Genomic DNA, 25,817 nt, shown 5'->3' on the forward strand with positions numbered 1-25,817 from the left:
CGATCATGGGAGGGGATCGTCCCTGGTGGGGCGGCTGGGCTTCAAACCCAGTGGGTGGCGCCAGTCGTCGCCGGGAAGGTTCGACTCCTTCCCCCTTCCGCCGTCGAGCGGGCATTCGCCTGCTGCGCGATCCGATCTCGCGCCTGCGATGCTCGACGTACCGATGTACGTCTGCGCTTCTCGGCGCAAGCTCGGACCGCTCGCGACGGCGACTGCCCACTCGACGAGTCGGAGCAGGGCCGCTCTGTCAGGGGACTACGTGGAGCGAAGGCTCGCCGACTTCCACGCGGCCGATCACTGCAGCACGCGCGAAACCTTCATCGCGGAAAACCTTCAGCACGGCATCGACCGCTTCGGGCGCGCAACTCACGAGCAGGCCCCCCGAGGTCTGCGGATCGCTCAGCAGGTTCTGCGTGGTGGCGTGCAGGCCGGGGGCCAGGTTCACATCGGCGCCATAGCCGGCCCAGTTGCGCCCCGAAGCGCCGGTGACCATGCCTTCGGCGGCCATCACCACCACGTTCTCGAGCAAGGGCACCTTCGACCACTCGATCACGGCCGTGAGCTTCGCGCCGCGCGCCAGTTCGAGCGCGTGGCCGGCCAGGCCGAAGCCGGTGACGTCGGTCAGCGCGTGCACGCCGTCGAGGGCCGAGAGCGCGATGCCGGGGGTATTGAGCTTCGTCGTGTTCTCGATCAGCTGCCGGTAGCCGGTCTCGGAGAGCTGCTCCTTCTTGAGCGCTGCCGACAGCACACCGACGCCCAGCGGCTTGCCCAGCACCAGCACGTCGCCCGCCTTCGCGTCGGCGTTGCGGCGCACGCGCTCGGGGTGCACGAGGCCCATGGCGACGAGGCCGTAGATCGGCTCGACCGAATCGATGGTGTGGCCACCGGCAATCGGGATGCCCGCGGCGCGGCACACGTCCTGCCCGCCGCGCACGATCTCGGCGATGACTTCCACCGGCAGCTGGTTGATCGGCATGGCGACGAGCGCCAGCGCCATGATCGGGCGCCCGCCCATCGCGTACACGTCGCTGATCGCGTTGGTCGCGGCGATGCGGCCGAACTCGTACGGGTCATCCACGATGGGCATGAAGAAGTCGGTGGTCGCGATCAGCGCCTGCTGGTCGTTGAGCCTGTAGACCGCCGCGTCGTCGGCGGTCTCGATGCCCACCATGAGTTCGGGCGGGATCAGCCCGCCGGCCTGGTTCTTCAGGATCTGCGACAGCACGCCCGGCGCGATCTTGCAGCCGCAGCCGCCGCCATGCGAAAAACTCGTGAGGCGCAGGGGCGCGAGCGGGTTCATGAGCGTTGGGTTCATGGGCCGATTATCGAATCGCCCCCGCTTTCTACAATCCCGTCCCTTCCTATCCCGCACGTACCTGAGGCGCATCCATGAAAAAGACACTCACCCGACTGGCCCTTGCCCTGACCTTCTCCGCCGCGAGCCTCGGGGCCTTCGCCCAGGGAGTGCTGCGCGTCTCTGCCATTCCCGACGAGGCCCCCACCGAGCTGCAGCGCAAATTCACGCCGCTGGGCGACTATCTGAAGAAGGAAACCGGCATGGACGTGCAGTTCACGCCCGTGACCGACTATGCCGCCGTGGTCGAGGGCCTGGCCACCAACAAGATCGACCTGGCCTGGCTCGGCGGCTTCACCTTCGTGCAGGCGCGCATCCGCACCAATGGCGGCGCGGTGCCGATCGTGCAGCGCGCGGAGGACGAGGTGTTCACCAGCAAGTTCATCGTGCCGGTCGACAGCACCGCGAAGACGCTGGCCGACCTGAAGGGCAAGACCTTCGCCTTCGGCGCGCCCTCCTCCACCTCGGGCAGCCTGATGCCGCGCTACTTCCTGCTGCAGGCGGGCATCAACCCCGAGAAGGACTTCAAGACGGTCGCGTTCTCGGGCGCGCACGACGCCACCGTGGCCTTCGTGGCCGCATCGCGCGCGGAAGCCGGCGTGCTCAACGCCTCGGTGTGGGACAAGCTGGTGGAGGCCAAGAACCCCAACGCCGCCAAGGTGCGCGTGCTGGCCACCACGCCGACCTACTACGACTACAACTGGACGGTGCGCCCGGGCCTCGATGCCGCCGTCACGAAGAAGCTGACCGACGCCTTCCTGAAGCTCGACCCGGCCAATCCGGCGCACAAGGAAATCATGGCGCTGCAGCGCGCGAGCAAGTTCATTCCGACCAAGTCGTCGAACTACGACGGGATCGAGACCGCGGGCAAGTCGGCGGGTTTGATCAAGTGAGCCTGCGCGGATGAGTTTTTCGCTGGAAGGCGCGGGCGTCGTTCATCCCAACGGGCAGCGCGCGCTGGCCGGGGTGACGCTGGCCGCGCGCGATGGCGAACGCATCGCCGTCATCGGGCCTTCGGGTGCCGGCAAGACCACGCTGCTGCGCGTGCTCGGCGCGGCGCTGCGGCCTACCGAAGGCAATGTGCAGGCACTCGGCGCCAGCCCATGGCAGCTGCCGGCGACGGCGCTGAAGAAGCTGCGCGCACGCATCGGCACCGTGCACCAGTCGCCGCCCATCGCACCGAGGCTGCGTGTGGTCACCGCCGTGCTCGCGGGCCGGCTCGGCGAGTGGTCGATGCTGCGCGCGCTGGGCTCGCTGCTGCATCCCTCGGACATCGCCGGTGCGCATGAAGCGCTCTCCCGGCTGGCGATGGAAGACCGCCTGTTCGAGCGCTGCGACCGGCTCTCCGGCGGCCAGCTGCAGCGCGTGGGCATCGCACGCGTGCTGTACCAGCGCCCGGCCCTGCTGCTGGCCGACGAGCCGGTGTCCGCGCTCGACCCGACGCTGGCCGACGCGGCCATCGGCCAGCTGGTCGCGCAGAGCGAATCGACGGGTGCCACGCTGATGGCCTCGCTGCATGCGGTGGACCTGGCGCTGCGCTGGTTCCCGCGCATCGTCGGCATGCGCGGCGGCGTGTTGATGTTCGACCTGCCCGCTGGTGAGGTAACGGGCGCGATGCTCGATGCGCTCTACGCCAGCGAAGGCGGTGTCGCGACGCAAAGGCCGCAGCCTGCCGGTGCGGCCATGGAGGCGGCCTTCCACCGGCCGGACTGCCCTTGAACGCCGCCGCCAAGGCTGCCGCCCTGCGCGATCCGCACGCCCCGCGGCGGCTGGCCGCCTGCGCCGCCGCGCTCGTCATCGCATGGCCGATGCTGGCGCTGTCCGAATTCAAGCCGTGGGCGCTGTTCACCGGCGGCAATCTCGCGGTCATCGGCGGCTTTCTCGCGGGCTTCTTCCCGCCCGACGGCTCGCCGGCCTTTCTCGCGCTGCTCCTCAAGGCCACGCTGGAGACGCTGGCCATGGCCACGGCCGGCACCGCGCTGGCGCTGCTGATCGGCGCGCCGCTGGGCTTCGTGACGACGCGCGCGCTTTCCATCTCACGCATCGGGCCGGGGCCTGGCCGCGTGCAGGCAGGCATCGTGCGGCAGGCCGCGCGCTGGCTGCTGATGGTGCTGCGCGCGATTCCGGAGATCGTCTGGGCGCTGCTCTTCGTGCGCGCACTCGGGCTCGGCCCCGCCGCTGGCGTACTGGCGCTGGCCATCACCTACGGCGGCATGCTGGGCAAGGTCTACGCCGAGATCCTCGAATCGACCGACACCCGCCCTGCCCGCGCGCTGCTCGAAAGCGGCAGCGGCCGGCTCGCGGCGCTGTGCTACGGCCTGCTGCCGAACACGGCGCAGGAGCTGGCCTCGTACACCGTCTATCGCTGGGAATGCGCGGTGCGCGCGTCGGTAGTGATGGGCTTCGTCGGCGCGGGTGGGCTGGGGCAGCTGATGGACCAGTCGATGAAGATGCTCAACGGCGGCGAGGCCAGCAGCATCCTGCTGGTGTTCCTCGCGCTGGTACTGCTGGCGGACCTGCTGAGCAGCGCACTGCGGAGGCTGCTGGCATGACGACGAAGACGCTGCCTCCGCGCCCGCCGCCGTGCTGGCGGTGCCGCATCGCCCTGCTGCTGATCGGCGCGGCCGTCGTGGCGAGCTTCATCTACCTGGGCATCGATTACCGTGCCCTGGGCTCGGCGGAATCGCTCAGGCTCATGGGCAAGTTCGTCGCGGAATTCTTCCCGCCTGACGTCTCGCCGGACTTCCTCGCCAAGGTCGGCAATGGCGCGCTGCAGACGCTGGCGGTGTCCGCGCTCGGCACCGTGCTTGCCGCTGTTGCCGGCGCGGTGCTCGCATTGCCCGCCTCGGGCCGCGCCGGCTGGCTGCCACGACACGTGGCGCGCTTCGCCCTCAACTTCCTGCGCAGCGTGCCCGAGCTGGTCTGGGCTGCGTTGATGGTGCTGGCCGCCGGCATCGGCCCATTCGCGGGCGCGCTGGCGCTGGCGCTGCACACCACGGGCGTGCTGGGCCGGCTGTTTGCCGAAGCATTGGAAAACGCCCCGCGCGAGCCCGAGCACGCACTGACGCTCTCTGGCGCGGGCCCCGTCACCGCCTTCAGCTACGCCAGCCTGCCCATCGTGCTGCCGCAGTGGGTGGCGTACACGCTCTACCGCTGGGAGATGAACATCCGCATGGCCGCCGTGCTGGGCTTCGTGGGCGGCGGCGGGCTGGGGCAGTTGCTGTACTTCCACCTGTCGATCTTCCAGCAGCAGCAGGCGATGACGGTGCTGATCGGGATGTTCGTGCTGGTCACGCTGGTGGACTTTGCGAGCGCTCGCTTGCGCAAAGGCCTTGGGCCAGCCTACGCTTGACCGCCCTTTTTCCCGCTCGCCGACAATCGGGGCATGAGGTCCCTTCTGCCATGAGTCATCGCCAGCCCGTGCGGGTGGCCGACCGCCACGCCTTCGACACGCTGATCGACGCCCGTTCGCCGGCCGAGTTCGCGCTCGACCATATCCCGGGCGCCATCAACTGCCCGGTGCTGAACGACGAGGAGCGCCACATCGTCGGCACCGTCTACGTGCAGACCGGCGCCTTCGAGGCGCGGCGCATCGGCGGCGCGATGGTCGCGGCCAACATCGCGCGGCACCTGCGCGAGACGCTCGCCGACCGGCCCGAGAACTGGAAGCCGCTGGTGTATTGCTGGCGCGGCGGCATGCGCAGCGGCTCGATGGTCACCTGGCTGCGGCTCGTGGGCTGGGACGCGCAGCAGCTCGCCGGTGGCTACAAGAGCTTCCGCCGGCACGTCATCTCGCAGATCGACTCGCTGACGCCGAAGCTCGACCTGCGCGTGATCTGCGGCGCCACCGGCAGCGCGAAGACGCGCGTGCTGCACGCGCTGGCCGCGCGCGGCGCGCAAGTGCTCGACCTGGAAGACTTCGCCAGCCACAAGGGCTCGCTGCTCGGTTCGCTGCCGGGCGTGCCGCAGCCTTCGCAGAAGCATTTCGAGACGCGCATCGCGGCGGTCCTGGAGGCCATCGATCCTTCGCGCCCGCTGTACGTCGAGGGCGAAAGCATCCGCATCGGACGGCTCTCGCTTCCCCTGCCGCTGGTGGCCCGGATGCGCGCGGCGCCGTGCATCGAGGTGTCAGCCACGCCCGAGACCCGGCTGGACTACCTGCTGCGCGACTACGCCTACCTGGGCGACGACCGCGACGCACTGGCCGACAAGCTCGGCGCGCTGAAGGAGCTGCAGGGCAAGGAAACCGTCGCACGCTGGCAGCAGTGGGCACACGAGGCCGACCTGCCGCACCTGTTCGCGGAGCTGATGTCGCTGCACTACGACCCGCATTACCAGAAATCGCAGGAGCTGCACTTCAAGGCGTGGACGCAGCGCCGGGCAGTGGCGGCGGCCGACCTGTCGGATCAGGGAATCGAAGCCGTGGCGGAGGCGGTGCTGGCGCTCGACAAGGGCGCGAGTCCGTCGGCATAGAGCACGCCGCGCGGCGCACGGCACAGTCCCCAGAAGCGCAGGCCGCACAGCTCGGCCATGCGCACGCCCATCGAGGTCGGTGCGGAGATGGTCGCCATCGCTGCGATGCCGAGGCGCGCGCACTTGCGCACGAGCTCGTGGCTGCCGCGGCTGGACATCAGCACGAAGCCGGGTTCTTCGAGTCGCCCTGCCAGCGCGAGCTTTCCGAGCAGCTTGTCGAGCGCGTTGTGACGGCCCACGTCTTCCATCAGGTCGGTGAGTTCACCATCGACCGTGGCCCATGCAGCGGCGTGGATCGCGCCGGCCTCGGCGTTGAGCACCTGGCGCGGCGGCATGGCCGCGAAGGCGCGAAGCACGGTCGGCAGGTCGATGCGTTCGATCCAGTCGCGCGGCGGCACGTGCTGCGGTGAAAGATCGAGCCCCGCGAAGCTCTCGACACCGCACACGCCGCAGCCGGTACGGCCCGCGAGGCTTCGGCGGCGGTCCTTCAGGCGCTCGAAGCTGCGCGTGGAAATCTCGAGCTGCACCTCGATGCCGGGCATGCCTTCGGGCAGGCCGGCATCGGTGGCATCGATGGTGCGCACGTCGATGCCACGGCAATCGGCTGCGGTGTCGAGGATGCCTTCGCTCAGCGCGAAGCCAAGCGCGAAGGCTTCCAGGTCTTGCGGCGTGGCCATCATCACCGCGTGCGAGACGCCGTTGAACACCAGCGCCACCGGCACCTCGGACGCCAGAGTGTCGTCGCGCAACTCGCCTTCGGGCGCGACGCCACGCTCGCCGAACACGCGCACGGCATGCTGCGACAGCGGCGGTAGGGTGTCTTCGGGATCGTCGGTATCTGGCTGCGGCATGTTGGCTCCGGCTAGGCGGGCCATTGTCGGCTCAGTCGCGGCTTTCGTCTTCGGGAGGCAGGGTTCCCACCTGCGCCCGCCCGGCTTCGAGCAGGTGCGCGACCCAGCGGTCGTCGTGCTGCACCACGCGCACCCAGCCGGGGCCGCGCACGCCGCCGATGGCTGCGTCGCCCATCATCGTGAGCCGGCGCATCAGCACGCTGGCGCCCTGGCCGAGCCGCTTGCCCAGGCGCGGCAGAGAAACTCCGGTGCCGTCGGGCTCCTGCGCGAGCATGCGCAGGATGGCTACAGAGAGACTGTCCTGCAGCAGGGCACTCATGCCGCCACCATGCCGTCGGCTTCGTCCTCCGCCAGCTTCTGGATCGGCAGCTCGTGCGGCACCAGCACCACGGGAATGGACTTGGAGGTCGGCGTACCCGCGTTCTCGGCCACGGCCGACAGCGGCACCAGCGGGTTGGTCTCGGGGTAGTAGGCCGCGATGTTGCCGCGCGGGATGTCGTAGGCCACGAGCTTGAAGCGGTCGGCGCGGCGCTCCTGGCCGTCGTTCCACACGGTCTGGATGTCGACCCAGTCGCCGTCCTTCATGCCCAGCGCGCGGATGTCTTCCTTGTTGATGAAGACCACGCGGCGCTGGCCGAACACGCCGCGGTAGCGGTCGTCCATGCCGTAGATGGTGGTGTTGTACTGGTCGTGCGAACGCGTGGTCAGCAGCGTGAAGACGACGGTGTCGCCCTTCTTCGCGAAGCGCGCGCGGGCGCGGTGCGACGGGGTGTCCAGCGGCACGGCGTGCGCGAAGAACACGGCCTTCTTCGAGGCGGTGTTCCACACGCGCTCGCTCGCGGTGTTGCGCAGGCGGAAGCCGCCGGGGTGCGCCACGCGCGTATTGAAGTCCTTGAAGTCGTCGAACACGGCTTCGATCTTGTCGCGGATGCGCGCGTAGTCCTCGATGAGCCACAGCCACGGCGTCTTGCTGCGCGCACCGATGGTGGCGGCGGCAAGCCGTGCCACGATGGCCGGCTCCGACAGCAAGTGCTCCGACGCGGGCGGATTGATGCCCATCGAGATGTGAACCATGCTCATGGAGTCTTCCACCGTCACGCCCTGCTGGCCGCCGGCCTGCATGTCGATCTCGGTACGGCCCAGGCACGGCAGGATGAGCGCCTCGCGCCCGTGGATCACGTGGCTGCGGTTGAGCTTGGTGGTCACGTGCACCGTCAGCTCGCACTGCCGCAGCGCCTTCCAGGTCTGGTAGGTGTCTGGCGTGGCGGCCGCGAAGTTGCCGCCCAGCGCGAAGAACACCTTGCCCTTGCCGTCGAGCATCGACTGGATCGCCTCGACGGTGTCGACGCCGTTCTGGCGCGGCGGCTCAAAGCCGAACACCTTCTGCAGGCGGTCGAGCAGCGCGGCAGGCGGCTTTTCCCAGACGCCCATGGTGCGGTCGCCCTGCACGTTGCTGTGGCCGCGCACCGGGCAGGCGCCCGCGCCTTCGCGGCCCATGTTGCCGCGCATCATGAGCAGGTTGCCGATCATCTGGATGGTGGCCACCGAATGCTGGTGCTGCGTGATGCCCATGCCCCAGCAGGCGATGACGCTCTTCGCGCCCAGGTACACGTCGGCCGCGGCGCGGATCTGTTCCTCGCTCAGGCCCGATTCGCGTGCCAGGATGTCCCACGACTCGGCGCGAAGGTCGGCAGCCAGCACCTCGAAACCGGTGGTGTGCCCGGCGATGAATTCATGGTCGAGCACAGACGGCTCGCCGCGCGCCGCGGCCTCGTCCTCGCGCTCGATGACGTGCTTCATCATCCCCTTGATGGCGGAGAAGTCGCCACCCACGCGCAGCTGGAAGTAGTGCGTGCTGATGGGCGTGGAGCCGAGGGTCGCCATCTCCAGCTTGTCCTGCGGGTCGGCAAAGCGCTCCAGGCCGCGCTCGCGCAGCGGGTTGAAGCTCACGATGCGCGCGCCGCGCTTCGAAGCCGCACGCAACTCGCCCAGCATGCGCGGATGGTTGGTGCCTGGGTTCTGGCCGAAGATGAAGATCGCGTCGGCCTTCTCGAAGTCGTCGAGCGTGACCGTGCCTTTTCCCACGCCGATCTGCGGGCGCATGCCGCTGCCGCTGGGCTCGTGGCACATGTTCGAGCAGTCGGGAAAATTGTTGGTGCCGTACTCGCGCACGAACAGCTGGTACAGGAAGGCGGCCTCGTTGCTCGCCCGGCCCGAGGTGTAGAAGATGGCCTGGTTGGGGTCAGGCAGCGCGTTCAGATGCCGGGCGATGCGCGCGAAGGCGTCGTCCCATTCGATCGGCACGTATTTGTCGCTGGCCGCGTCGTAGGCCATGGGGTGGGTGAGCCGCCCCTGGTCTTCCAGCCAGAAATCGCTTTGCTCGGCCAGTTCGGCCACAGTGTGCTTCGCGAACAGCTCGGGGCCGGCACGGCGCGCGGTGGCTTCGGCAGCCACGGCCTTGACGCCGTTCTCGCAGAACTCGAAGGTGGAGGCGTGATTGCGGTCAGGCCAGGCGCAGCCGGGGCAGTCGAATCCGTCGGGCTGGTTGGCCGAGAGCAGCGTCTTCGCGCCCTTGATGGGAATGTCCTGCCGCAGCAGCGCATTCGTCACGCTGCGCAATGCGCCCCAACCGCCCGCGGGGCCCTTGTAAAACTCGATCTTCTGCTCGCTGCTCATGCGGGCGAGTGTTCGCCGCAGGGCTGCGGAGCGTCAAATTGAATCGGGACATGCGGCGATTCAAAAAGGAAATGAACGGGCCGCCGCTTCCTCAGTGATAGTCGTCTTCGCGCTGGTGCCTGACGGCGGCCACGACGATCGAGTCGCTTGCCTCTATTTCGAACAGCGCCACATAGCCGCTGGCGCCGAACGGGATCACAAGCTCGCGGATGAAGGGGCTGTCGCCGGCTTTCCGGCAGGTGAAGGGCGAAAAGCCGAGGGTCGCCATGCCGTGCTCGATCGCCTCGAGGGCCCGCGCGGCCAGTTCGAGATCGCCGCCTCTGGCAAGCTCCCGTTCCAGGACGAAGTCGTACAGCCGCTCCAGGTCTTCGGCCGCCTGGCGCGTGAACCGGACCGAGTAGCTCACCGGCGGGCTGCGCCTTGCTGCTTCTTCGCTGCCGATTCGAGCTTGGTCCTGAGACGCTGCATCATCTCGCCCGCCTCGACGTATTCACCACTGCGGCGCGCGCTGGCCAACGACTTCATGCCGCGGGTGACGAACTCGGCCTGGCTCTTTCGCTGCAGGACGCAGGCGCGGACGGCCGCTTCGACGAACTGGGAGAGGGTCTCGCCTTCGCCGAGCACCCGTTCGACCTCGTCCCGGAATTCGGGCTCGACACGCACGGAGGGAATGGTGGCGGTTTTCATCGCCAAAGTGTATCGCTTATGCGATGCAAGGCGTCAGTTGCGCACATCCTGCATCAGCAGTCCCCGCAACTTGCGCCTCAACGGCGTGTCTTCCGCGTGCTGCACGCCCGCGATGTCGCGCAGCGCGAAGTCTCGGCTTTCTGCGTTGTGCAGGTCGATCTCGCGCACTACCTGCCCATCCTTGTAGACGAAGGCCACGTCGGCCAGCGCGAGCACGTCCTCGATGTCGTGCGTGATCATCAGCACCGGAATGCCCCATTGCCTGCGCACCTGGGCGAGTTCGTTGCGCAGTTCGGCGCGCAGCATGGGGTTGAGCGCGGCGAAGGGTTCGTCGAGCAGCAGCACCTGCGGCTCGCAGGCCAGGGCCCGCGCGAGCGCCACGCGCTGCCGCTGGCCGCCTGAAAGGTTCTGCGGGCGGCTGTCGGCCAGCGCGGCGAGGCCAAAGCTCTCCAGCAGGGCCTGCACGCGCTCGGCGTCCTTCGCAACGGGCTTGCGGCGATGCCATGCGGTCAACCCGAAGGCCACGTTCTCGCGCACGCTCAGGTGCGGGAACAGCGCGTAGTCCTGGAAGAGATAGCCGATGCGCCGCGCCGGCGCGGGCACGTCGATGCCCTGGGCCGAGTCGTACAGCGTGCGGCCGTCGAGCCGCACGTGACCCGCCGAGGGATGCAGCAGGCCGGCAATGGCCTGCAGGGTGAGCGACTTGCCCGCGCCCGACGGACCATAGAGCGCGGCAAAGGGTACGTCCGTCGCGAAACGCACCGCGAGATCGAAGCGCCGGCGGCCGTCGGCCACCGTGAGCTTCAGATCGACATCGATCATGGCTTGCCGAATCCGTAGCGCGTGAGCACTTCCTGCGCGGCGGGCGTCGAGAGGAAGGCGATGAAGTCGCCGGCCAGCGCCTTCTGCTTGCTCTCGGCGACCACGGCGATCGGATAGGTCACGGGCGTGTGGCCGGTGGGCGTGAAGGCGATCTTCACCTTGTCGCCGGCCACGGCGGCGTCGGTGCGGTAGACGAAGCCGGCCTCGGCCTCGCCGCGGCTCACGTAGTCGAGCACCTGGCGCACGCTGTCGGCCTGCACGAACTTGGGCTCGAGCGCGGTCCAGAGGTTGGCGTTGTCCAGCACCTGCTTGGTGTAGCGGCCGACCGGCACGGTCGCGACCTTGCCGACGGCGATCTTCTTGACGCCCGCGCCGCCCAGGTCCTGCAGCGACTTCAGGCCCACGCCTTCCTTGGCCGGCTCGATGAGCACAAGGCTGTTGGTGACGAAGTCCTTGCGCGTGGCGGCATCGATGGCCTTCTGCTCGACGCCGCGGTTCATCGTCTCCTGGTCGGCGCTGGCGAATACGTCCACCGGAGCGCCCTGGGCGATCTGCTGCAGCAGCACGCCCGAGGCGGCGAAGTTGAAGCGCACCGAAGCGCCCGCCTTGGCGGCCTCGAACTTGGGACCGATCTCCTTGAACGCGTCGGTCAGGCTGGCGGCGGCGGACACGGTGATCTGCTGGGCCGCGGCGCCCAGCGGCAGTGCGAGCGCGACGACGAGGGACAAGAGACGGAATGGACGCATGATGATCTCCGGAAAGTAATAGAGAGCTGAGAACTAAAGAGAAACTACGTCCCCTTCGGGGAACACCGCGGAACCGGCTTTGCCGGGCTGCTGGTGTTGCCCCCTGCAAGGGGGTTGGCGTAGCGACACGAAGTACGCGAAGACTGGGGGTGTGCTCATTTCAGCGAGAAGAAGCGGTTCGACACCACCAGCACGGCGATCGACAGCAGCGAGGTCACGATGACCAGCAACAGCGCGAGGTCGTCGTGCCCCGCCTGCACGGCGTCGTAGATGGCCATGGACAGCGTCTGGGTCTGCTTGGGGATGGAGCCGGCCACCATCAGCGACGCGCCGAACTCGCCCATGGCGCGCGCGAACGCGAGCAGCGTGCCGGCCAGGATGCCGGGCCAGGCCAGCGGCAGCGTGACGCGCAGGAAAACCGAGAACGGCGACTGCCGCAGCGTGCTGGCCGCGGCTTCGAGCGAACGGTCGACGCCCGAGAACGCCGCGCTGGCCGACTTGAGCACCAGCGGCAGCGCCACCACGGCCGAAGCCACCACCGCGCCGTGCCAGCTGAAGATGATGGTGTAGTCGAGGTGCTCGCGCAGCCACGCGCCCAACGGGCTGCGGCGCCCGGCCGCCACGAGGATCGCGTAGCCGATCACCGTGGGCGGCAGCACCAGCGGCAGCATGAACGCGGCTTCGAGCACCGTGCTGCCGAAGAACTTCTTGCGCGCGAACACCCAGCCCAGCGCCACGCCGACGATCAGCGCCAGCACGGTCGCCACGGCGGCGACCTTGAGCGACAGCACCAGCGGGAACCAGTCGGTCGAAGCGATCAGTGAATTCGTCGTGTTCATGAAAATACGGCGAGATTGTTACACGATGAGCCCTAAGGTTCTCACGGGGGTGCGCAAACCAATGAGTCTTCATATACTGAGGAATACAGCGTAGGAGACATCCCCATGCACCCTTCCGCCCACGACACCGTTGTCCGCTCGATTTCCGGCCAGCCGGAGCTTCGCCAGCACGTGACGCAGGTACAGGAATGGCGCATCGAGCGAACCATGGATGCCGACGGCTTCGTGCTGTCCATCACCGGCTCCGACGGCGCGAGCCAGTCGTTCTTCGTGGCGACGGCCGACGCGGACGACATCGGCGAGGTGCTGCGCCGCCAGGCGGTGTGGGCCGACCGGCCACAGGGAACAATGAAGGAGCAATGACGCGCATGTGGCGCCACATGACAGGTGCGGAGCGGATTCTTGAAGTCCTGCTGACGCGGCGTTCGGTGTCGCCCCGGCGCCTGGAACATCCCGGCCCGAATCCCGACGAGCTCGACGCGATCATCCAGGCCGGGCTGCGCGCGCCCGACCACGGCGGCCTGCATCCGTGGCGCGTGATCGAGTTTCGCCCGCAGAACCGCGAGGCGCTGGCCTGGTGCTTCGAACAGGAGAAGCTGCGGCGCGATCCGCTCGCCAGCCCCACCGACCTGAGACGCGCGCGCGAACATGCCACGCGACCGCCGCTGCTGCTGGGCTTCGTGGTGTCGCCGCGCGAACGCAGCAAGATCCCGGCGCGCGAGCAATGGCTGGGCGCGGGCGCCGCGCTGGGCAACCTGCTGAGCGCCGCGCACCAGCTGGGCTACGGCGCGATCGTGCTGAGCGGCGAACGCTGCTTCGACGAAACGCTGGCGCGGCAGGTGGGCGTGCTGCCGGGCGAATACCTGGCGGGCTTCATCAGCGTGGGCAGCATCCGGGAAGCGCCGCCGCAGGCGCGCGAGGTGCTGTCGCAGAGCGTGTGGTCATGCTGGCAGGGCTGGCAGGATCCGCGGGACGACAACGCCCCGCCCGATCAACCCATCCTGCCGTCGGAGCGGGTGCGCGGCAGCTGATCGAGCCTGTCGCCGAACCAGCCGACGCGGCCGGTCTCGCGCACGTCGAACTTCGGCACGTAGGGCTTGATGTCGAGCACGGGCGTGCCATCCATCATGTCGTTGCCGCTGAAGTGCAGCGTCGTGCCTTCCACCGAGACGAGCCGCACGATCGAGAGGCCCAGCCGGTTCGGCCGAGCGGGCGCGCGCGTGGCGAAGACGCCGTGCGACGCGTTGCCCTGCTCCAGGAACGGCACCACCTCCAGCCGCTCGTGCGCGCACTGGTGCAGGTGGGTGACGAGGATCAGGTAGTCGAAGCCTTCGATGTCGCGCAGGCCCGGCGCGAACTCGGCGAACACCTCGACGCGTCCCATTTCATCGGGCGCGCCGGCGGTCTGGATCGGCATGCCGGTAACCTCTGCGAAGCGGCTGCGCACCAGGCCGACCGGGCGGCAGACGACATCGGCAACGGCTTCGGAACTCATGGCGCCAACAGCCGTGTCAGCGCGCGAATGTCGGCCGCGGCTGCAAGGCGCGCGGCGTTCTCGATGGCTCTGTAGTGCTTGACGATCTCCTCGCCCACCGGCGTGAGCGCCGTGCCGCCGCCGCGCGAGCCGCCGGCGGCGGTGTTCACGGCGGGCGAAGCCAGCGACTGGTTCATCTCGTCGATCAGCATCCAGGCCCGCCGGTACGACATGCCCAGCAGCCGGGCGGCCGCCGAGATCGAGCCGGTCTCGGCCACGGCTTCGAGCACGGCGATCTTGCCGGGGCCGATGGCGATGGCGTCGTCCCGGTAGACGCGCAGACGGAACTGGACTTTGGATTTCATGTGGGCGCCAAGCGTAAACCAATGCGGGCCGCCATTGTCCGCCCGCCGTGGGCCGCCGGGGCCGTTCGTCGTCATGCAAGAATGAATACGACGCACCCGCCCCGGGGGAAACGAGGAGTTCCAGTGAAAGACCGCGCCCTGTTCCTGTTGTCCGTGCACTGGCCGCGCCGCACCGCCGCTGCAGCGGCAGTCGTCACCGCGTTGTCGATGCTTGCGGGGTGCGCCGGCAGCCCCCCGCAGGCGGATGCCATGGCCCCGCATGCCGCGGCCGCCACCAGCGAAGGCACCTCGCCCTCCTTCACCGTATCGGGCGCCGTCGGCAAGCGCGCCAGCTTCGACCTCGCCGCGCTGCAGGCGTTGCCCGCCGCGACGCTGACGGTCGGCAGCAACACCTACACCGGCGTGAGCCTCTGGACCTTGCTGAACGATGCGTCGGTCGGCCTCAAGCCGGACACCGCGGTACGCAACCCGGTGCTCTCGATGTATGCGGTGGTGGTGGGCAGCGACGGCTACCGCGCGGTGGTCTCGCTCGCGGAGATCGCACCCGAATCCGGCAACCGCGTTGCGCTGGTTGCCTACAGCCTGAACGGCGCGCCGCTGGGTCGCAACGGCGTGGCTCGGCTGGTAATGGCCGGCGACGTGAGGCCGGGCCGTTCGGTGGCCCGGCTGGCGGCGATCGAAGTGTTCGCCGCGCAGCCTTCGGGCCGCTGATCCTTCGGAAGGAAGATCAGCCGAAGAACTTTGCCGCGCTGACCAGCGTCTTGTAGACGCCCCAGGCCAGCGGAATGCCCACCGCCAGCCAGGCCAGGGCGACGACCGCCGGGCTCACCGTGTCGGCACGGCCAGAGCCGCTGCCCACTTCCGCGGCCGAGGCCTTCTCGTGCGCCAGCTTCTTCTCGACAGCCAACTCTTCGTCGGACATGAAGTGCTTGTCGGCCACCGGGCGCACCAGCAGGTTGGCGATGAAGCCGATCACCAGCATGCCCACGAGGATGTACATGGTCTGGTTGTAGACCTGCTCGCGCGGCAGGCCCAGGCCCAGCTGGTACTCGCGCATGTAGTTCACCACCACCGGGCCGAGGATGCCGGCCGTGGCCCACGCCGTGAGCAGGCGGCCGTGGATGGCGCCCACGAACTGCGTGCCGAACAGGTCGGCCAGGTAGGCCGGCACGGTGGCGAAGCCGCCGCCGTACATCGACACGATCACGCAGCACGCGCCCACGAACAGCAGCTTGCTGCCCGCGCCGGCCGACGAGGGAATGCTCGCGTACAGCACGGCGCCGAGCACGAAGAACACCGTGTAGGTGAGCTTGCGGCCCAGCTTGTCCGACAGGCTGGCCCACACGAAGCGTCCACCGATGTTGAACAGCGACAGCAGCGCCGTGAAGCCGCCCGCCACCACGGCGATGGCTGCAAGTTGCGTCTTGTCGAGCTGGCCGTACTTGGCCGGCAGGTCGATCAGCGCGCCGCCGAACACTTCCTGCAGCATGGGCGAGGCCATGCCGATCACGCCGATGCCCGCGCTCACGTTCATGCACAGCACCAGCCACACGAGCCAGAACTGAGGAATACCCCAGACCTTCTTCACGTGCACGTGGCGCTGGGTGATCATGGTATTGCTGGTCTGCGCCGGGGGCGGCGTCCAGCCTTCGGGCTTCCAGCCCGAGGGCGGCACGCGGTAGCCCAGCGCGCCGGCCATCATGAACACGAAGTAGCCCAGCGCCATGACGACGAAGGTCTGCATCACGCCCACGTCGGTGGCGGTGGAGAAGCGCTTCATCAGGTCGACCGCCAGCGGCGAGCCGATCATCGCGCCGCCGCCGAAGCCCATGATGGCCATGCCGGTCGCCATGCCGCGACGGTCGGGGAACCACTTGATCAGCGTGCTCACCGGCGAGATGTAGCCGAGGCCGAGGCCGATACCGCCGATCACGCCCGAGCCGAGGATCATCAGCCAGAACTGGTGCAGGTGGATGCCCAGTGCCGACAGCAGCATGCCGCCGCACCAGCACAGCGCCGACACCACGCCGGCCTTGCGCGGGCCCGCGCGTTCGAGCCAGCCGCCCCACAGGGCCGCGGAGCAGCCGAGGAAGACGAAGAACAGGGTGTACATCCAGCCGAGCGTGGCCACGCGCCAGTCGCAGGTGGTGGCGAAGAGCTCGGCGAAGAAGCTCATGTCCTTGGCGCAGGCCTGCGCGCCGGTGCCGGCAGTGCCGAGCGCCTTCGACAAGGGCAGCCAGAACACCGAGAAGCCATAGGCCATGCCGATGCACAAGTGGATGGCCAGTGCGGCCGGCGGCACCAGCCAGCGATTGAAGCCAGGGCCCGCGATGATGCGTTCTTTTTCCAGGAAGCCGGGTTGCTGCTGCACCCCGCTTCCGCCAATGCGATCTCCCTCGAGAACGCCCGCAGATGAGCCTGCCATATTTCTCCTAGTTCGCCGGACGTGTAAGTTATTGCTAATCCGGGCCGCGGAGTGTGTGCGAACGGTTTAAGCCCCGTCAAATTCGATCAGGGCATGGCCTGATTCAATAACTAAATGACGAGGCTGTTTGTTTGCAACCGCCAGCCCGTCATTCGTTGCTCATTCACCGAGCATGCCGCTGTGCTGCTGTACCTGCGCCTGCCACTCGGGCGTCTGCAGGAAAACCAGTGCCGCCTCGAGCGCGCGCGAGGCGCGCACGCCGTCCTGCGTCATGAAGCCGATGGGCGTGCGCACGTCCGGTTCCACCAGCGGCAGCGCCTCCAGCTCGCGGTGGCTGCGCACGGCCGCCACCATGCCGCCGGGCAGCACGCTGTTGACCGTGCCCGCGCTCACCGCCAGCGCGAGCGCGAGCACCGAATTGGTCTCGATGGCCGGCGCCACCGGCACGCCCGCCTCGCGCAGCGCCTGGTCGACGATGGCGCGGTTGTGCATGTCGGAGGTGAGCAGGCACAGCGGCAGCTTGCCAGCCTCGGCCCACGACATCGGCTCGCCGATGTGCATCTGGTCGGCCGAAACCTTCTTCGCGCGGCGCAGCAGGAAGTAGTGCTCCACGCTCTGCGGCCAGGCGGTGAGCTTGATGCCCGGCAGGTGCATGCGCTCGATGTAGCCCAGCGCGAGGTCGATCGACAGGTTCTCCAGCCCCGTCTCCAGGTCCTGCGAACTCATCGAGAGCACGGCCGGCACGATGCCGGGATGGCGCTCCTGCAGCATGGCCGCGAAGCGCGAGAGCATCGGTATCGCGGTGGGCACGGCCGCCATGCGCAGGCGCCCGTGCGGGTTGTCCACGTCGCTGCGCAGTTCCTGCAGCAGCACCTCGTTGTCGCGCAGCATGCGCTGCGCCGTGGCCAGCACGCGCTCGCCTTCGTGCGTGAGGCCAACGTACACGCGCGCGCGCTTGACGATGACCACGCCGAATTCGGTCTCGAGCGCCCGCAGCGCATTCGACAACGCCGGCTGCGTGATGTGGCAGGCCTGGGCGGCGCGGCCGAAGTGCTTGTGCTCGTTCAGCGCCACCAGGTAGCGCATCGAGGCGAGCAGGTTCATCGAAAGGCCGTTCCCTAGGTGTTCTTGCTGATCGAGATCGTCGGGAACTTCGCCGAGAAGTCCTTCGCCTTCTCGGCGATGCCCACGGCCACGCGGCGGGCAACGGCCTTGTAGATGCCGGCGGCCTCGCCTTCAGGGTCGGACACCACGGTGGGCGCCCCGCTGTCGGCCTGCAGGCGGATGTTGATGTCCAGCGGCAGCGCGCCGAGGTACTCCATCTGGTATTCGGCCGCCATCTTCTTGCCGCCGTCGGCGCCGAAGATGTGCTCGGCATGGCCGCAGTTCGAGCAGACGTGCACCGCCATGTTCTCGACGATGCCGAGGATCGGCACGCCGACCTTCTCGAACATCTTGATGCCCTTCTTGGCGTCGAGCAGCGCGATGTCCTGCGGCGTGGTGACGATCACCGCGCCCGTCATCGGCACGCGCTGGCTCAGCGTGAGCTGGATGTCGCCGGTGCCCGGGGGCATGTCGACGATGAGGTAGTCGAGGTCTTTCCAGTTGGTCTGGCGCAGCAGTTGTTCGAGCGCCTGCGTGGCCATGGGGCCGCGCCAGATCATGGCCTGGTCCTGGTCGACCAGGAAGCCGATGGACATGACCTGCACGCCGTGGCGCTCCATGGGCTCCATGGTCTTGCCGTCTGCGCTGTCGGGGCGGCCTTCGATGCCCATCATCATGGGCTGGCTCGGGCCATAGATGTCGGCGTCGAGCAGGCCGACCGTGGCACCTTCGGACGCCAGCGCCAGCGCCAGGTTGGCCGCCGTGGTGCTCTTGCCCACGCCGCCCTTGCCCGAGGCTACGGCAATGATGTTCTTCACGTTGGGCATCAGCTGCACGCCGCGCTGCACCGCATGGCTGATGACCTTGGTGACGATGTTGACCGACACGTTCTCCACGCCCGGCACTGCCTTGGCGGCCGCCACCAGCGCCTTGCGGATGGCCGCGTGCTGGCTCTTCGCCGGGTAGCCGAGCTCGAGGTCGAACGAGACGTCGCCCTCCGAGACCTGGAGGTTTTTGAGCGACCGGGTCGCCGCGAAAGCCTTGCCGGTGTTAGGGTCCTGGACGGCCTTGAGCGCGTCCATGAGTCCTTCTGGGGTGAGTGCCATTGATCAAACTCCTGAATGGCCGGTAGTCTAAGGTGCTCTCCAGGCCCGCACCGCACGGTCTTCCAATAGCCTGACAACGAACAAAAATGCCCGAGACAAGCCCCGTCACAGGTCTCCTGCTCACCGGGGGCGGCGCCCGGGCCGCCTACCAGGTCGGCGTACTCGAAGCCATCGCCGACATCCGCCGCGCTGCGGGGCCGGCGGTCACCGGCAGCGGCAATCCCTTCCAGGTCATCACCGGCACCTCGGCCGGCGCCATCAACGCAGCCGCGCTGGCCTGCGGCTGCGACGACTTCGACCACGTGGTGGCGCACATCGCCGAGGTCTGGGGCCAGTTCCGCGCCGAGCAGGTGTACCGCGCCGATTCGCTCTCGGTAATAGGCAGCGGCACGCGCTGGCGCATGCTGCTCGGGTTCGGGCGCTTCGCGGCCAACTGGATGCGCATCAAGCCCAAGTCGCTGCTCGACAACTCGCCATTGGCCGAACTGCTGAAGCGCATGGTGCTGCTCGACCGGCTGCCGCAGCTCATGAAGGAAGGCCACCTGCAGGCGCTGGCCGTGACCGCCTCGAGCTACAGCTCGGGCGAGCACGTCACATTCTTCGAGGCGGCTGTGCCGATGGAGCCGTGGATCCGCTCGCAGCGCCTGTCGGTGCGCGACAGCATCACGCATGCGCACCTGCTGGCGTCGTCGGCCATTCCCTTCGTGTTCCCCGCCACGGCGCTGCCGATGCAAGGCCACACCGAATACTTCGGCGACGGCTCGATGCGCCAGTCGGCGCCCATCGCGGCGGCCATCCACCTCGGCGCGCAACGCATCGTGGTGATCGGCGCGGGCCGCATGCACGAGCCGCGCGATGCCACCGCGCCCAACACCCACAGCGGCTATCCGACGATGGCGCAGATTGCGGGCCATGCGCTGTCGAGCATCTTCCTGGACGCGCTGGCGGTGGACATCGAACGCCTGCGCCGCATCAACCACACGCTGGGGCTGATTCCCGATGAAGCGCGCGCGCAGAGCATGCTGCGCCCGCTCGACCTGCTGGTGATCTCGCCGTCGGAGCGCCTGGACGTGATCGCGGCGCGCCACGTCGACGCCCTGCCCGGCGCGGTGCGGCACCTGCTGGGCGGCTCGAAGGTGGCGGCCGACGTGAAGGGCGGCGCGCTCGCGAGCTACCTGCTGTTCGAGTCGAGCTACACGCGCGACCTGATGGCGCTCGGGCGTGCCGACACGATGAAGCAGCGCGACGAGGTGCTGCGCTTCTTCGGCTGGAACGCGGCGTAGGACCGCGTCACGCGCGCCTGCCGGCCAGCCACCGCGCCTGCGCCTCGACGACTTCTTCGCCGGAACGCCCGGTGATCGCCCGGTACACGCCGGGTGCCGTCGCGCCTTCGGTACTGATCAGCAGCACACGCGCATCGGCGCCCAGTTGTGCCGCGTCGCGGGCAGCGGGGTCGGCAGCCAACGCTTGCAATGCCGCCAGGCCGGCCGCGCCCGATTCGCCGCTGAGCACCGGCACATCGCCCGCCTCGCCGCCCGCGAGCACGCGCATCGCCTGCTCGGCCTGCGCGTCGGTCACGGTCATGAACACGTCGACGGCGGGCTGCAGGAAGCGCCACGCGAGCGGCGAGGTTTCGCCACAGGCCAGCCCCGCCATCACCGAATCGACCGAGCCCGTCGCACGGCTGGGGCGGCCGTTGCGTGCGCTCTGCAGCAGGCAGTCGGCCTGTTCGGGCTCCACCACGATGAAGGCGGGCCGCGCCGTGCCGTAGCGCTCCCAGAAATGGCTGACGACGCCTGCGGCCAGTCCGCCCACGCCGCCCTGCAGGATGACGTGGGTGAACGGACACGGCGCATCGACGGCGGTTTCTTCGAGCAGCTCGTCGGCCAGGATGCCGTAGCCCTGCATCACGTCGCGCGGCACCTCTTCGTAGCCGTCGTAGGAGGTGTCGGAAACCACCTCCCAGCCGTTGGCGCGGGCAAGGCGCGCAGCTTCCTCGACGGACTCGTCGTAGTTGCCGGCGATGCGAACGATCTCCGCGCCGAGCGCCGCAATGGGCGCTTCGCGCTCCTCGCTGACCTGCGCATGCAGCACGATCACGCAACGGCAGCCGATGCTTTGCGCAGCCGCAGCAAGCGCGCGGCCATGGTTGCCGTCCGTGGCGCTGACGACCACGAAATCGCGCAGCGCTTCGGCATGCCTGCCCGCAAGGAGGTCGGCGGGCGTCCAGTCCTTGTCGGGCCAGCGGCGCAGCACCAGCCGCAGCAGCGCCACGGGCGCACCCAGCACCTTGAAGCTGCCGAGCGCCGAGCGCGCCGATTCGTCCTTCACGGTCAGCCCGCCGATGCCGAGGCGCCTTGCGAGCCCCGGCAGCGACCATGCCGGCGTCGGAACGGGTTGGAGCCGGCTCCAGCCCGACAGCCACTGCCGGCTTTGCTTGCCGCGCGCGATGCTCATCACTTCGCGCAGCGATTCGTCGTATGCGCTTCTCCGCGCCTGGGGATTTCTGAAAAGCATGTCGTTCGATCAGTGGGTGTCGCCGGCAGTCATGGGCAGGCGCATGCGGACGATCTCCGCGAAGTAGCGGGCGCCCGTCGCGAGCACCTCGTCGTTGAAGTCGTAGCTGCCGTTGTGCAGCGGCGTACCACCGGGCTCGCCCTCGGCGCCGTTGCCGAGGAAGACGAATGCGCCCGGCACCACCTGCAGGAAGGCGCCGAAGTCCTCAGAGATCATCATCGGCGCCACGTCGGCATCCACGTTCTCCGCACCCACGATGGCCGTGGCGGCGGCCACGGCGGTGGGCACGCATTCGGCCCAGTTCACGGTGGGCGCGAACTCGTGCGTGTAGCTGAACTCGCAGCCGGCGCCATGCATGCGGCAGATGCCCTCGCTGATCTCGCGCATGCGCGTGGCCAGCATGCGCTGCACGGCAGGGTCGTAGCTGCGCGTGTCGCCCTTGATGACGACGTTCGACGGAATCGCGTTACGAATGCCATCGGTGATGAATTCGGTGCACGACACCACCGCCTGCGCGCCCGGGTCGAGCATGCGCGAGACGATGCTCTGCAGCGCCAGCACGATCTGTGCGCCGATCACGATGGGGTCGATGCCCATGTGCGGCCGCGCGGCATGCGTGCCCCGGCCCTTCACGTGGATCACGAAGTTGTCCTCGCTGGCCATGAGGCCGCCAGCGCGCATGGCGAAGGTGCCGGCGCGCATGCCGGGCATGTTGTGCAGGCCGTAGATCTCGTCGACCGGGAAGCGCTGGAACAGGCCGTCGTCCATCATCGCCTTCGCGCCGCGGCCATGCTCCTCTGCGGGCTGGAAGATGAAGCGCACGGTGCCGTCGAAGTCGCGACGCTCGCGCAGCAGCTGCGCCGCGCCGAGGATGATCGACATATGGCCGTCGTGACCGCAGGCGTGCATCTTGCCGGGCGTGCCGGAAGCGTAGGCGCGGTCGGCGGGCAGCTCGGTGATGTTGAGCGCGTCCATCTCCGCGCGCAGGCCGATCACGCCCTTGCCGCTGCCCACTTTCAGGTTGGCCACGAGGCCGGTGCCGCCGATGCCGGTGTGCACCTCGAGGCCCAGCGCCTTCAGAACCCGGGTGACGAAGGCCGAGGTTTTCGCTTCCTCGAAGCCGGTTTCGGGAATGGCGTGAAGCTGCCGCCGCCAGCCAGAGAGCGTTTCGCGCAGGGGTGCATCGCTGAGATTCATGGCGAGATGCTATTGACAATGCGGCGGTACAGGCACGCAAAATCATCGCCTTCGACGCAACGTTTTTGCGTCGACCCCACCCTTTCATGACACCACTCGATGCCCTCGACCTCCGCCTGCTGGAGCTGATCCAGGCCGACAGCCGCATGCCCCAGAGCGAACTGGGCGAGCGCGTGCACCTGTCGACCGCCGCGGTGAACCGCCGGCTCAAGCGCATGCGCGACGAGGGCGTGATCCAGCGCTACGGCGCGGTGCTGTCGCCCGCCGCGCTGGGCCACCCGCTGACCATCGTGGCGGAAGTGGAAACGGAGAGCGAGCAGATCGAGCTGCTCGACGCGATGAAGAAGAGTTTCAGGGAGTGCCCGCAGGTGCAGCAGTGCTACTACGTGACCGGCGAATGGGACTTCATCCTGGTCTTCGTGGTGCGCGACATGGCGCAGTACACGGCGCTCACGCGGCAGCTCTTCTTCCAGAGCAACAACGTCAAGCGCTTCCGCACGCTGGTCACGATGGACCCGGTGAAGCTCAGTCTGGACGTGCCGGTTTCCGGGCGCTGAGCCGTTCCGCCGGCGACATCAGCATCGAGCGCAGCAGCAGCGCCACCGCACAGACGATGGGAATCAGCGCCAGCAGCCGGCCGGGCTCGAAGGCCAGCCCGGCAGCCACGCCGATGGCGCAGCCGATCTTGATCCACGGCGCCACCGCCTCCCAGCCACGCCGGTGTGTCGCGGCGAACCCGACGAGCGAGACCCAGCCGAACAGGCCGCCGAAGACCGAGAAGACCCAGCTCGAGAGGTAGTAGACCGTGTCCATGTCGCGGAACGCCATCGCCGCGCCCAGGCCTTGCCATGTGTGGCGCCAGCCGTCGAACAGGAAGAAGCCGGTGGCCGACGCGGCCCACCAGAAGAAGGCATACAGGCTGGCGATGCCTGCCAGCGCGGCGAGCCACGCGAGCATGCGCCGCGTGATGTCGTCGAAGGGGGCGTGGTCGCGCCACGCGGCAATGTGTCCGTTGTCCATTCGGGGCTCCAGGGGTGTTCGCAATGGAGACCGAAGTTAGACACCGGATGTGCGGGCTGCGTGAAGCCCGTGTGAAATGCGGTGAACGAAAGAAGCCGGCGCGCAGGCCCTGCCGCTACCTACTGGAAGAGCGCGACGACGGCGTAGATGCCGGCGACCAGCCAACCCGCCTTTGCCGCATTGCCCGCGCTTTCCCTGGAGATCGGATACATCTTCGCTCGCCTCCAGGCCCACACGTTGAAGGCCACCGCGAGCACCAGCCCGCTCACGAAGAAAAGCCCTGAATGCAGGCCGAGCCCGCCGATCAGCGAGACCATGAAGATCGCAATGCTGCCCACCCAGATGCCGCTGCTGGTGCTGGCCAGCACATGCGAAAGGCCGCCGCAGGCAGTGCATTGGGCAGGGGTAGCCCTGTCGGACCAGCGCTTGGCCAGGCCGCCGATACCGGATTCCTTGCAGCGTGGGCAGATGTACTTCATGCGTGAAGTATCGCGATGGTCACCCCCGCGATGACGATGACAATGGCCAGAAGTATCTCGAAGCGGGCGATGCAGAACAACAAGACGGTCGGCACGCAGCTGGCAAACACCCGAAGGCGATCCGCCACAAGATTGCCGCGTGGAAGTACCGCCGCGATGACCAGCGGCGCCACCGTGAGCATGAAGCCCAATGCGAGCAGCGCCGTCACCGCCTTGAGCAAGAAGGAGAGCGGGATTGTCATCGGCGTCGTCCAGCGATCAGCCCGCCTCGGAAATCCCCAGCTCCGTGCACACCCGTCCCAGCAGCGCCTTCAGTGACGCCACCTCGGCTTCGAGCCGCGCCACGTTGGCCTTGAGCGCCGCGACTTCGCCGAGCGACACGTCGCTCGCCCCGTACGACGCATCGGACGACGCACCCGCAGGCCCAGCCGCTTCTTCGGCCGGCGCACCGCTCAGCAGGTGCGCCCAGCGGCTCTCGCGTGCGCCGGGCAGCCGCGCCAGCTTCACCACCAGCGCACCGGCCGGCCGTTCCGCGAGCTCGTTGAGAAAGCCCTCGACCGACGAGATGTCGGCGAAGTTGTGCATCCGATCGCAGGCGATGCGCAGCTCGCCCGCCGTCTGCGGCCCGCGCAGCATCAGCACGGTGAGCAGGATGACCGACTGCGAAGGAATGCGCAGCACGCGGTCGACGTTGTGCTCGTAGCGGAAGGCACGCCCGCCGCTAGTCTCGGCGACAAGGCTGTAGCCCCTGAGACTGTCGACAGCGGCCTGCACCTGCGACTCGGTGAGTTCGAGCACGGGGTTGCGGCTGGTCTTCTGGTTGCAGCCCGACACCAGCGAGTTGAGCGTGAGCGGATAGCTGTCTGGCACGGTGCGCTGCTTTTCGGCGAGCACGCCGAGCACGCGGGTTTCGACAAGGGACAGGACGGGCAGCGAGGTGGTGGAAGACATGGCTCGAAATCGATGATGAAACTCAGGGCGACGCAACGCCGAGGATAGGCCCCAGCTCCCGCACGAAGCCGCTTCTGTGCAGCGACGTCGAATGCAGCGCCGAGACCGTGCCGTCGAGGTACAGCGCGTCGCGGCAGTGGAGCACGTCGCGGAAGTAGAGCGCGAACTCGTGGAAGCTCACCGGCACTTCGCTGATGACGAAGATCGCGGTGTGGCCGATCACGCCGACGCCGTTGCGGATCTTGCGCGAATCGGAATGGGGAATGAAGGCAGGATGCACGACGCCGCGGCGCAGCAGCAGCGGGCCCGACTGGGTTGCGAGGCGCACACCCTTGGCCAGCGCCGGGTACTCCGACGACTCGACCACGCGTGGCCCGGCGTCCGACACGAGGAAAACGCCGTTGGGCTTGAGGAAGAAGTTGCCCGCGCCGTCGGCCAGGTTGAGCGGCGACTCTTCGCGGCCGTCGCGCACCAGCAGGCCGACCGGGGAGAAGTCCTCGTGGTACATGCCGGCGTTCACCGCGAAGCCCAGCTGGCGATGACGCTCCTTCAGCCAGGCATCGAGTCGATCAAAGCGCTTGAACGGCACGCCCGCGTCGTCGCGCAGGAACAGTTCGAGCCGCTCGGTGCGAAGGTCGACCTTCACGACGGTAAAGCGCGGGTCGGCCGCCGCGAAGCCCGCGAACAGCAGGGCCCCAAGGAGCAGCAGAAGCCGTCTTCTCATGCAGCGC

General features: G+C 68.3%; 31 protein-coding genes and 1 tRNA gene. 11 read left to right on the top strand and 21 right to left on the bottom strand.

Going from position 1 to position 25,817, the window contains the following annotated elements:
- The first annotated feature begins 7 nt into the window (after positions 1-7).
- Positions 8-100, top strand: a tRNA-Sec gene (locus EJO71_RS03210).
- A gap of 147 nt (positions 101-247) precedes the next feature.
- On the opposite strand, the gene selD is transcribed toward EJO71_RS03210, so the two are convergent.
- On the bottom strand, positions 248-1,315 hold the full coding sequence (gene selD / locus EJO71_RS03215; RefSeq protein WP_240651237.1) for a selenide, water dikinase SelD: 1,068 nt from the start codon (positions 1,313-1,315) through the stop codon (positions 248-250).
- Positions 1,316-1,389: 74 nt separating this feature from the next.
- Here selD and EJO71_RS03220 point away from each other — a divergent pair, with 74 nt between their 5' ends.
- From EJO71_RS03220 to mnmH, 5 genes are read left to right on the top strand one after another with little or no spacing between them, the layout of a single operon-like run.
- Positions 1,390-2,247 (top strand): putative selenate ABC transporter substrate-binding protein, encoded by an 858-nt coding sequence (locus EJO71_RS03220; RefSeq protein ID WP_125946834.1) that lies wholly within the window; start codon positions 1,390-1,392, stop codon positions 2,245-2,247.
- 10 nt (positions 2,248-2,257) lie between these two features.
- A complete protein-coding gene (locus EJO71_RS03225; RefSeq protein ID WP_125946833.1) occupies positions 2,258-3,073 on the top strand; it encodes an ATP-binding cassette domain-containing protein in 816 nt (271 codons plus the stop codon).
- On the top strand, positions 3,070-3,906 hold the full coding sequence (locus EJO71_RS03230) for an ABC transporter permease (protein WP_125946832.1): 837 nt from the start codon (positions 3,070-3,072) through the stop codon (positions 3,904-3,906). Before EJO71_RS03225 ends, EJO71_RS03230 begins: the two co-directional genes overlap by 4 nt.
- A complete protein-coding gene (gene phnE, locus EJO71_RS03235; RefSeq protein ID WP_125946831.1) occupies positions 3,903-4,706 on the top strand; it encodes a phosphonate ABC transporter, permease protein PhnE in 804 nt (267 codons plus the stop codon). Before EJO71_RS03230 ends, phnE begins: the two co-directional genes overlap by 4 nt.
- Positions 4,707-4,756: 50 nt before the next feature.
- The gene (gene mnmH / locus EJO71_RS03240) at positions 4,757-5,827 is read left to right on the top strand and encodes a tRNA 2-selenouridine(34) synthase MnmH (RefSeq protein WP_125946830.1); all 1,071 of its coding nucleotides are present in this window, start codon (positions 4,757-4,759) and stop codon (positions 5,825-5,827) included.
- Here mnmH and fdhD read toward each other — a convergent pair.
- The 8 genes from fdhD to modB form a co-directional block, all read right to left on the bottom strand.
- Positions 5,761-6,678 carry a formate dehydrogenase accessory sulfurtransferase FdhD gene (gene fdhD / locus EJO71_RS03245; RefSeq protein WP_125946829.1) on the bottom strand — a complete coding sequence of 306 codons (918 nt, stop codon included), beginning with the start codon at positions 6,676-6,678 and terminating at the stop codon, positions 5,761-5,763. The genes mnmH and fdhD overlap by 67 nt on opposite strands.
- Before the next feature lie 31 nt (positions 6,679-6,709).
- On the bottom strand, positions 6,710-6,997 hold the full coding sequence (locus tag EJO71_RS03250) for a hypothetical protein (RefSeq protein WP_093198085.1): 288 nt from the start codon (positions 6,995-6,997) through the stop codon (positions 6,710-6,712).
- The gene (locus EJO71_RS03255; RefSeq protein ID WP_125946828.1) at positions 6,994-9,354 is read right to left on the bottom strand and encodes an FdhF/YdeP family oxidoreductase; all 2,361 of its coding nucleotides are present in this window, start codon (positions 9,352-9,354) and stop codon (positions 6,994-6,996) included. The genes EJO71_RS03250 and EJO71_RS03255 overlap by 4 nt, the downstream gene beginning before the upstream one ends.
- Before the next feature lie 91 nt (positions 9,355-9,445).
- Positions 9,446-9,760, bottom strand: coding sequence for a type II toxin-antitoxin system RelE/ParE family toxin (locus EJO71_RS03260; RefSeq protein ID WP_125946827.1), 315 nt, complete (start codon positions 9,758-9,760; stop codon positions 9,446-9,448).
- Positions 9,757-10,041 (bottom strand): YlcI/YnfO family protein, encoded by a 285-nt coding sequence (locus tag EJO71_RS03265; RefSeq protein ID WP_125946826.1) that lies wholly within the window; start codon positions 10,039-10,041, stop codon positions 9,757-9,759. Before EJO71_RS03265 ends, EJO71_RS03260 begins: the two co-directional genes overlap by 4 nt.
- A gap of 33 nt (positions 10,042-10,074) precedes the next feature.
- Complete coding sequence (locus EJO71_RS03270) at positions 10,075-10,863, bottom strand: ATP-binding cassette domain-containing protein (protein WP_125946825.1); 789 nt, start codon at positions 10,861-10,863, stop codon at positions 10,075-10,077.
- The gene (modA, locus tag EJO71_RS03275; RefSeq protein WP_125946824.1) at positions 10,860-11,609 is read right to left on the bottom strand and encodes a molybdate ABC transporter substrate-binding protein; all 750 of its coding nucleotides are present in this window, start codon (positions 11,607-11,609) and stop codon (positions 10,860-10,862) included. The genes EJO71_RS03270 and modA overlap by 4 nt, the downstream gene beginning before the upstream one ends.
- 155 nt (positions 11,610-11,764) lie before the next feature.
- Positions 11,765-12,448 (bottom strand): molybdate ABC transporter permease subunit, encoded by a 684-nt coding sequence (gene modB / locus EJO71_RS03280; protein ID WP_125946823.1) that lies wholly within the window; start codon positions 12,446-12,448, stop codon positions 11,765-11,767.
- 105 nt (positions 12,449-12,553) lie between these two features.
- Here modB and EJO71_RS03285 point away from each other — a divergent pair, with 105 nt between their 5' ends.
- A complete protein-coding gene (locus EJO71_RS03285) occupies positions 12,554-12,811 on the top strand; it encodes a hypothetical protein (protein ID WP_125946822.1) in 258 nt (85 codons plus the stop codon).
- Positions 12,808-13,479, top strand: coding sequence for a nitroreductase (locus EJO71_RS03290; protein ID WP_125946821.1), 672 nt, complete (start codon positions 12,808-12,810; stop codon positions 13,477-13,479). The genes EJO71_RS03285 and EJO71_RS03290 overlap by 4 nt, the downstream gene beginning before the upstream one ends.
- Here EJO71_RS03290 and tsaA read toward each other — a convergent pair.
- Together tsaA and EJO71_RS03300 are read right to left on the bottom strand one after the other, a co-directional pair.
- On the bottom strand, positions 13,440-13,943 hold the full coding sequence (gene tsaA, locus EJO71_RS03295; RefSeq protein ID WP_125946820.1) for a tRNA (N6-threonylcarbamoyladenosine(37)-N6)-methyltransferase TrmO: 504 nt from the start codon (positions 13,941-13,943) through the stop codon (positions 13,440-13,442). The two genes, EJO71_RS03290 and tsaA, sit on opposite strands and share 40 nt — an antisense overlap.
- Positions 13,940-14,287, bottom strand: coding sequence for a winged helix-turn-helix domain-containing protein (locus EJO71_RS03300; RefSeq protein WP_019656631.1), 348 nt, complete (start codon positions 14,285-14,287; stop codon positions 13,940-13,942). The genes tsaA and EJO71_RS03300 overlap by 4 nt, the downstream gene beginning before the upstream one ends.
- A gap of 123 nt (positions 14,288-14,410) precedes the next feature.
- On the opposite strand from EJO71_RS03300, the gene EJO71_RS03305 reads away from it, so the two are divergent.
- A complete protein-coding gene (locus EJO71_RS03305; protein WP_125946819.1) occupies positions 14,411-14,998 on the top strand; it encodes a molybdopterin-dependent oxidoreductase in 588 nt (195 codons plus the stop codon).
- Between the two features lie 16 nt (positions 14,999-15,014).
- On the opposite strand, the gene EJO71_RS03310 is transcribed toward EJO71_RS03305, so the two are convergent.
- From EJO71_RS03310 to apbC, 3 genes are all read right to left on the bottom strand, one after another.
- Positions 15,015-16,712 carry an OFA family MFS transporter gene (locus tag EJO71_RS03310; RefSeq protein ID WP_125946818.1) on the bottom strand — a complete coding sequence of 566 codons (1,698 nt, stop codon included), beginning with the start codon at positions 16,710-16,712 and terminating at the stop codon, positions 15,015-15,017.
- A 159-nt stretch (positions 16,713-16,871) separates the two neighbouring features.
- Positions 16,872-17,816 (bottom strand): LysR family transcriptional regulator, encoded by a 945-nt coding sequence (locus EJO71_RS03315; protein ID WP_125946817.1) that lies wholly within the window; start codon positions 17,814-17,816, stop codon positions 16,872-16,874.
- Positions 17,817-17,830: 14 nt separating this feature from the next.
- The gene (gene apbC, locus EJO71_RS03320; protein ID WP_125946816.1) at positions 17,831-18,922 is read right to left on the bottom strand and encodes an iron-sulfur cluster carrier protein ApbC; all 1,092 of its coding nucleotides are present in this window, start codon (positions 18,920-18,922) and stop codon (positions 17,831-17,833) included.
- An 86-nt stretch (positions 18,923-19,008) separates the two neighbouring features.
- Between apbC and EJO71_RS03325 the strand changes: the two genes are divergently transcribed.
- Entirely contained in the window at positions 19,009-20,205 is a 1,197-nt protein-coding gene (locus EJO71_RS03325; RefSeq protein WP_125946815.1) for a patatin-like phospholipase family protein, read from the top strand.
- 7 nt (positions 20,206-20,212) lie between these two features.
- On the opposite strand, the gene EJO71_RS03330 is transcribed toward EJO71_RS03325, so the two are convergent.
- Together EJO71_RS03330 and EJO71_RS03335 are read right to left on the bottom strand one after the other, a co-directional pair.
- Complete coding sequence (locus EJO71_RS03330) at positions 20,213-21,439, bottom strand: diaminopropionate ammonia-lyase (RefSeq protein ID WP_125946814.1); 1,227 nt, start codon at positions 21,437-21,439, stop codon at positions 20,213-20,215.
- Between the two features lie 9 nt (positions 21,440-21,448).
- Positions 21,449-22,636, bottom strand: a complete 1,188-nt coding sequence (locus EJO71_RS03335; protein WP_125946813.1) for a M20 aminoacylase family protein — start codon at positions 22,634-22,636, stop codon at positions 21,449-21,451.
- Between the two features lie 86 nt (positions 22,637-22,722).
- On the opposite strand from EJO71_RS03335, the gene EJO71_RS03340 reads away from it, so the two are divergent.
- The gene (locus tag EJO71_RS03340) at positions 22,723-23,193 is read left to right on the top strand and encodes an Lrp/AsnC family transcriptional regulator (protein ID WP_125946812.1); all 471 of its coding nucleotides are present in this window, start codon (positions 22,723-22,725) and stop codon (positions 23,191-23,193) included.
- Here the strand turns inward: EJO71_RS03340 and EJO71_RS03345 are convergent.
- The 5 genes from EJO71_RS03345 to EJO71_RS03365 all read right to left on the bottom strand — a co-directional run bounded on the left by EJO71_RS03345 (position 23,162) and on the right by EJO71_RS03365 (position 25,810).
- Positions 23,162-23,656 (bottom strand): hypothetical protein, encoded by a 495-nt coding sequence (locus EJO71_RS03345; protein WP_125946811.1) that lies wholly within the window; start codon positions 23,654-23,656, stop codon positions 23,162-23,164. The two genes, EJO71_RS03340 and EJO71_RS03345, sit on opposite strands and share 32 nt — an antisense overlap.
- Positions 23,657-23,775: 119 nt before the next feature.
- On the bottom strand, positions 23,776-24,135 hold the full coding sequence (locus EJO71_RS03350; RefSeq protein WP_125946810.1) for a hypothetical protein: 360 nt from the start codon (positions 24,133-24,135) through the stop codon (positions 23,776-23,778).
- Positions 24,132-24,377 carry a hypothetical protein gene (locus tag EJO71_RS03355; protein WP_125946809.1) on the bottom strand — a complete coding sequence of 82 codons (246 nt, stop codon included), beginning with the start codon at positions 24,375-24,377 and terminating at the stop codon, positions 24,132-24,134. The genes EJO71_RS03350 and EJO71_RS03355 overlap by 4 nt, the downstream gene beginning before the upstream one ends.
- A gap of 16 nt (positions 24,378-24,393) precedes the next feature.
- The gene (locus tag EJO71_RS03360; RefSeq protein WP_125946808.1) at positions 24,394-25,086 is read right to left on the bottom strand and encodes a YceH family protein; all 693 of its coding nucleotides are present in this window, start codon (positions 25,084-25,086) and stop codon (positions 24,394-24,396) included.
- A gap of 22 nt (positions 25,087-25,108) precedes the next feature.
- Complete coding sequence (locus EJO71_RS03365; RefSeq protein WP_125946807.1) at positions 25,109-25,810, bottom strand: phosphodiester glycosidase family protein; 702 nt, start codon at positions 25,808-25,810, stop codon at positions 25,109-25,111.
- Positions 25,811-25,817 lie beyond the last annotated feature (7 nt).

This window comes from Variovorax sp. 679 (genome assembly GCF_003952185.1).
Taxonomy (GTDB): Bacteria; Pseudomonadota; Gammaproteobacteria; order Burkholderiales; family Burkholderiaceae_C; genus Variovorax.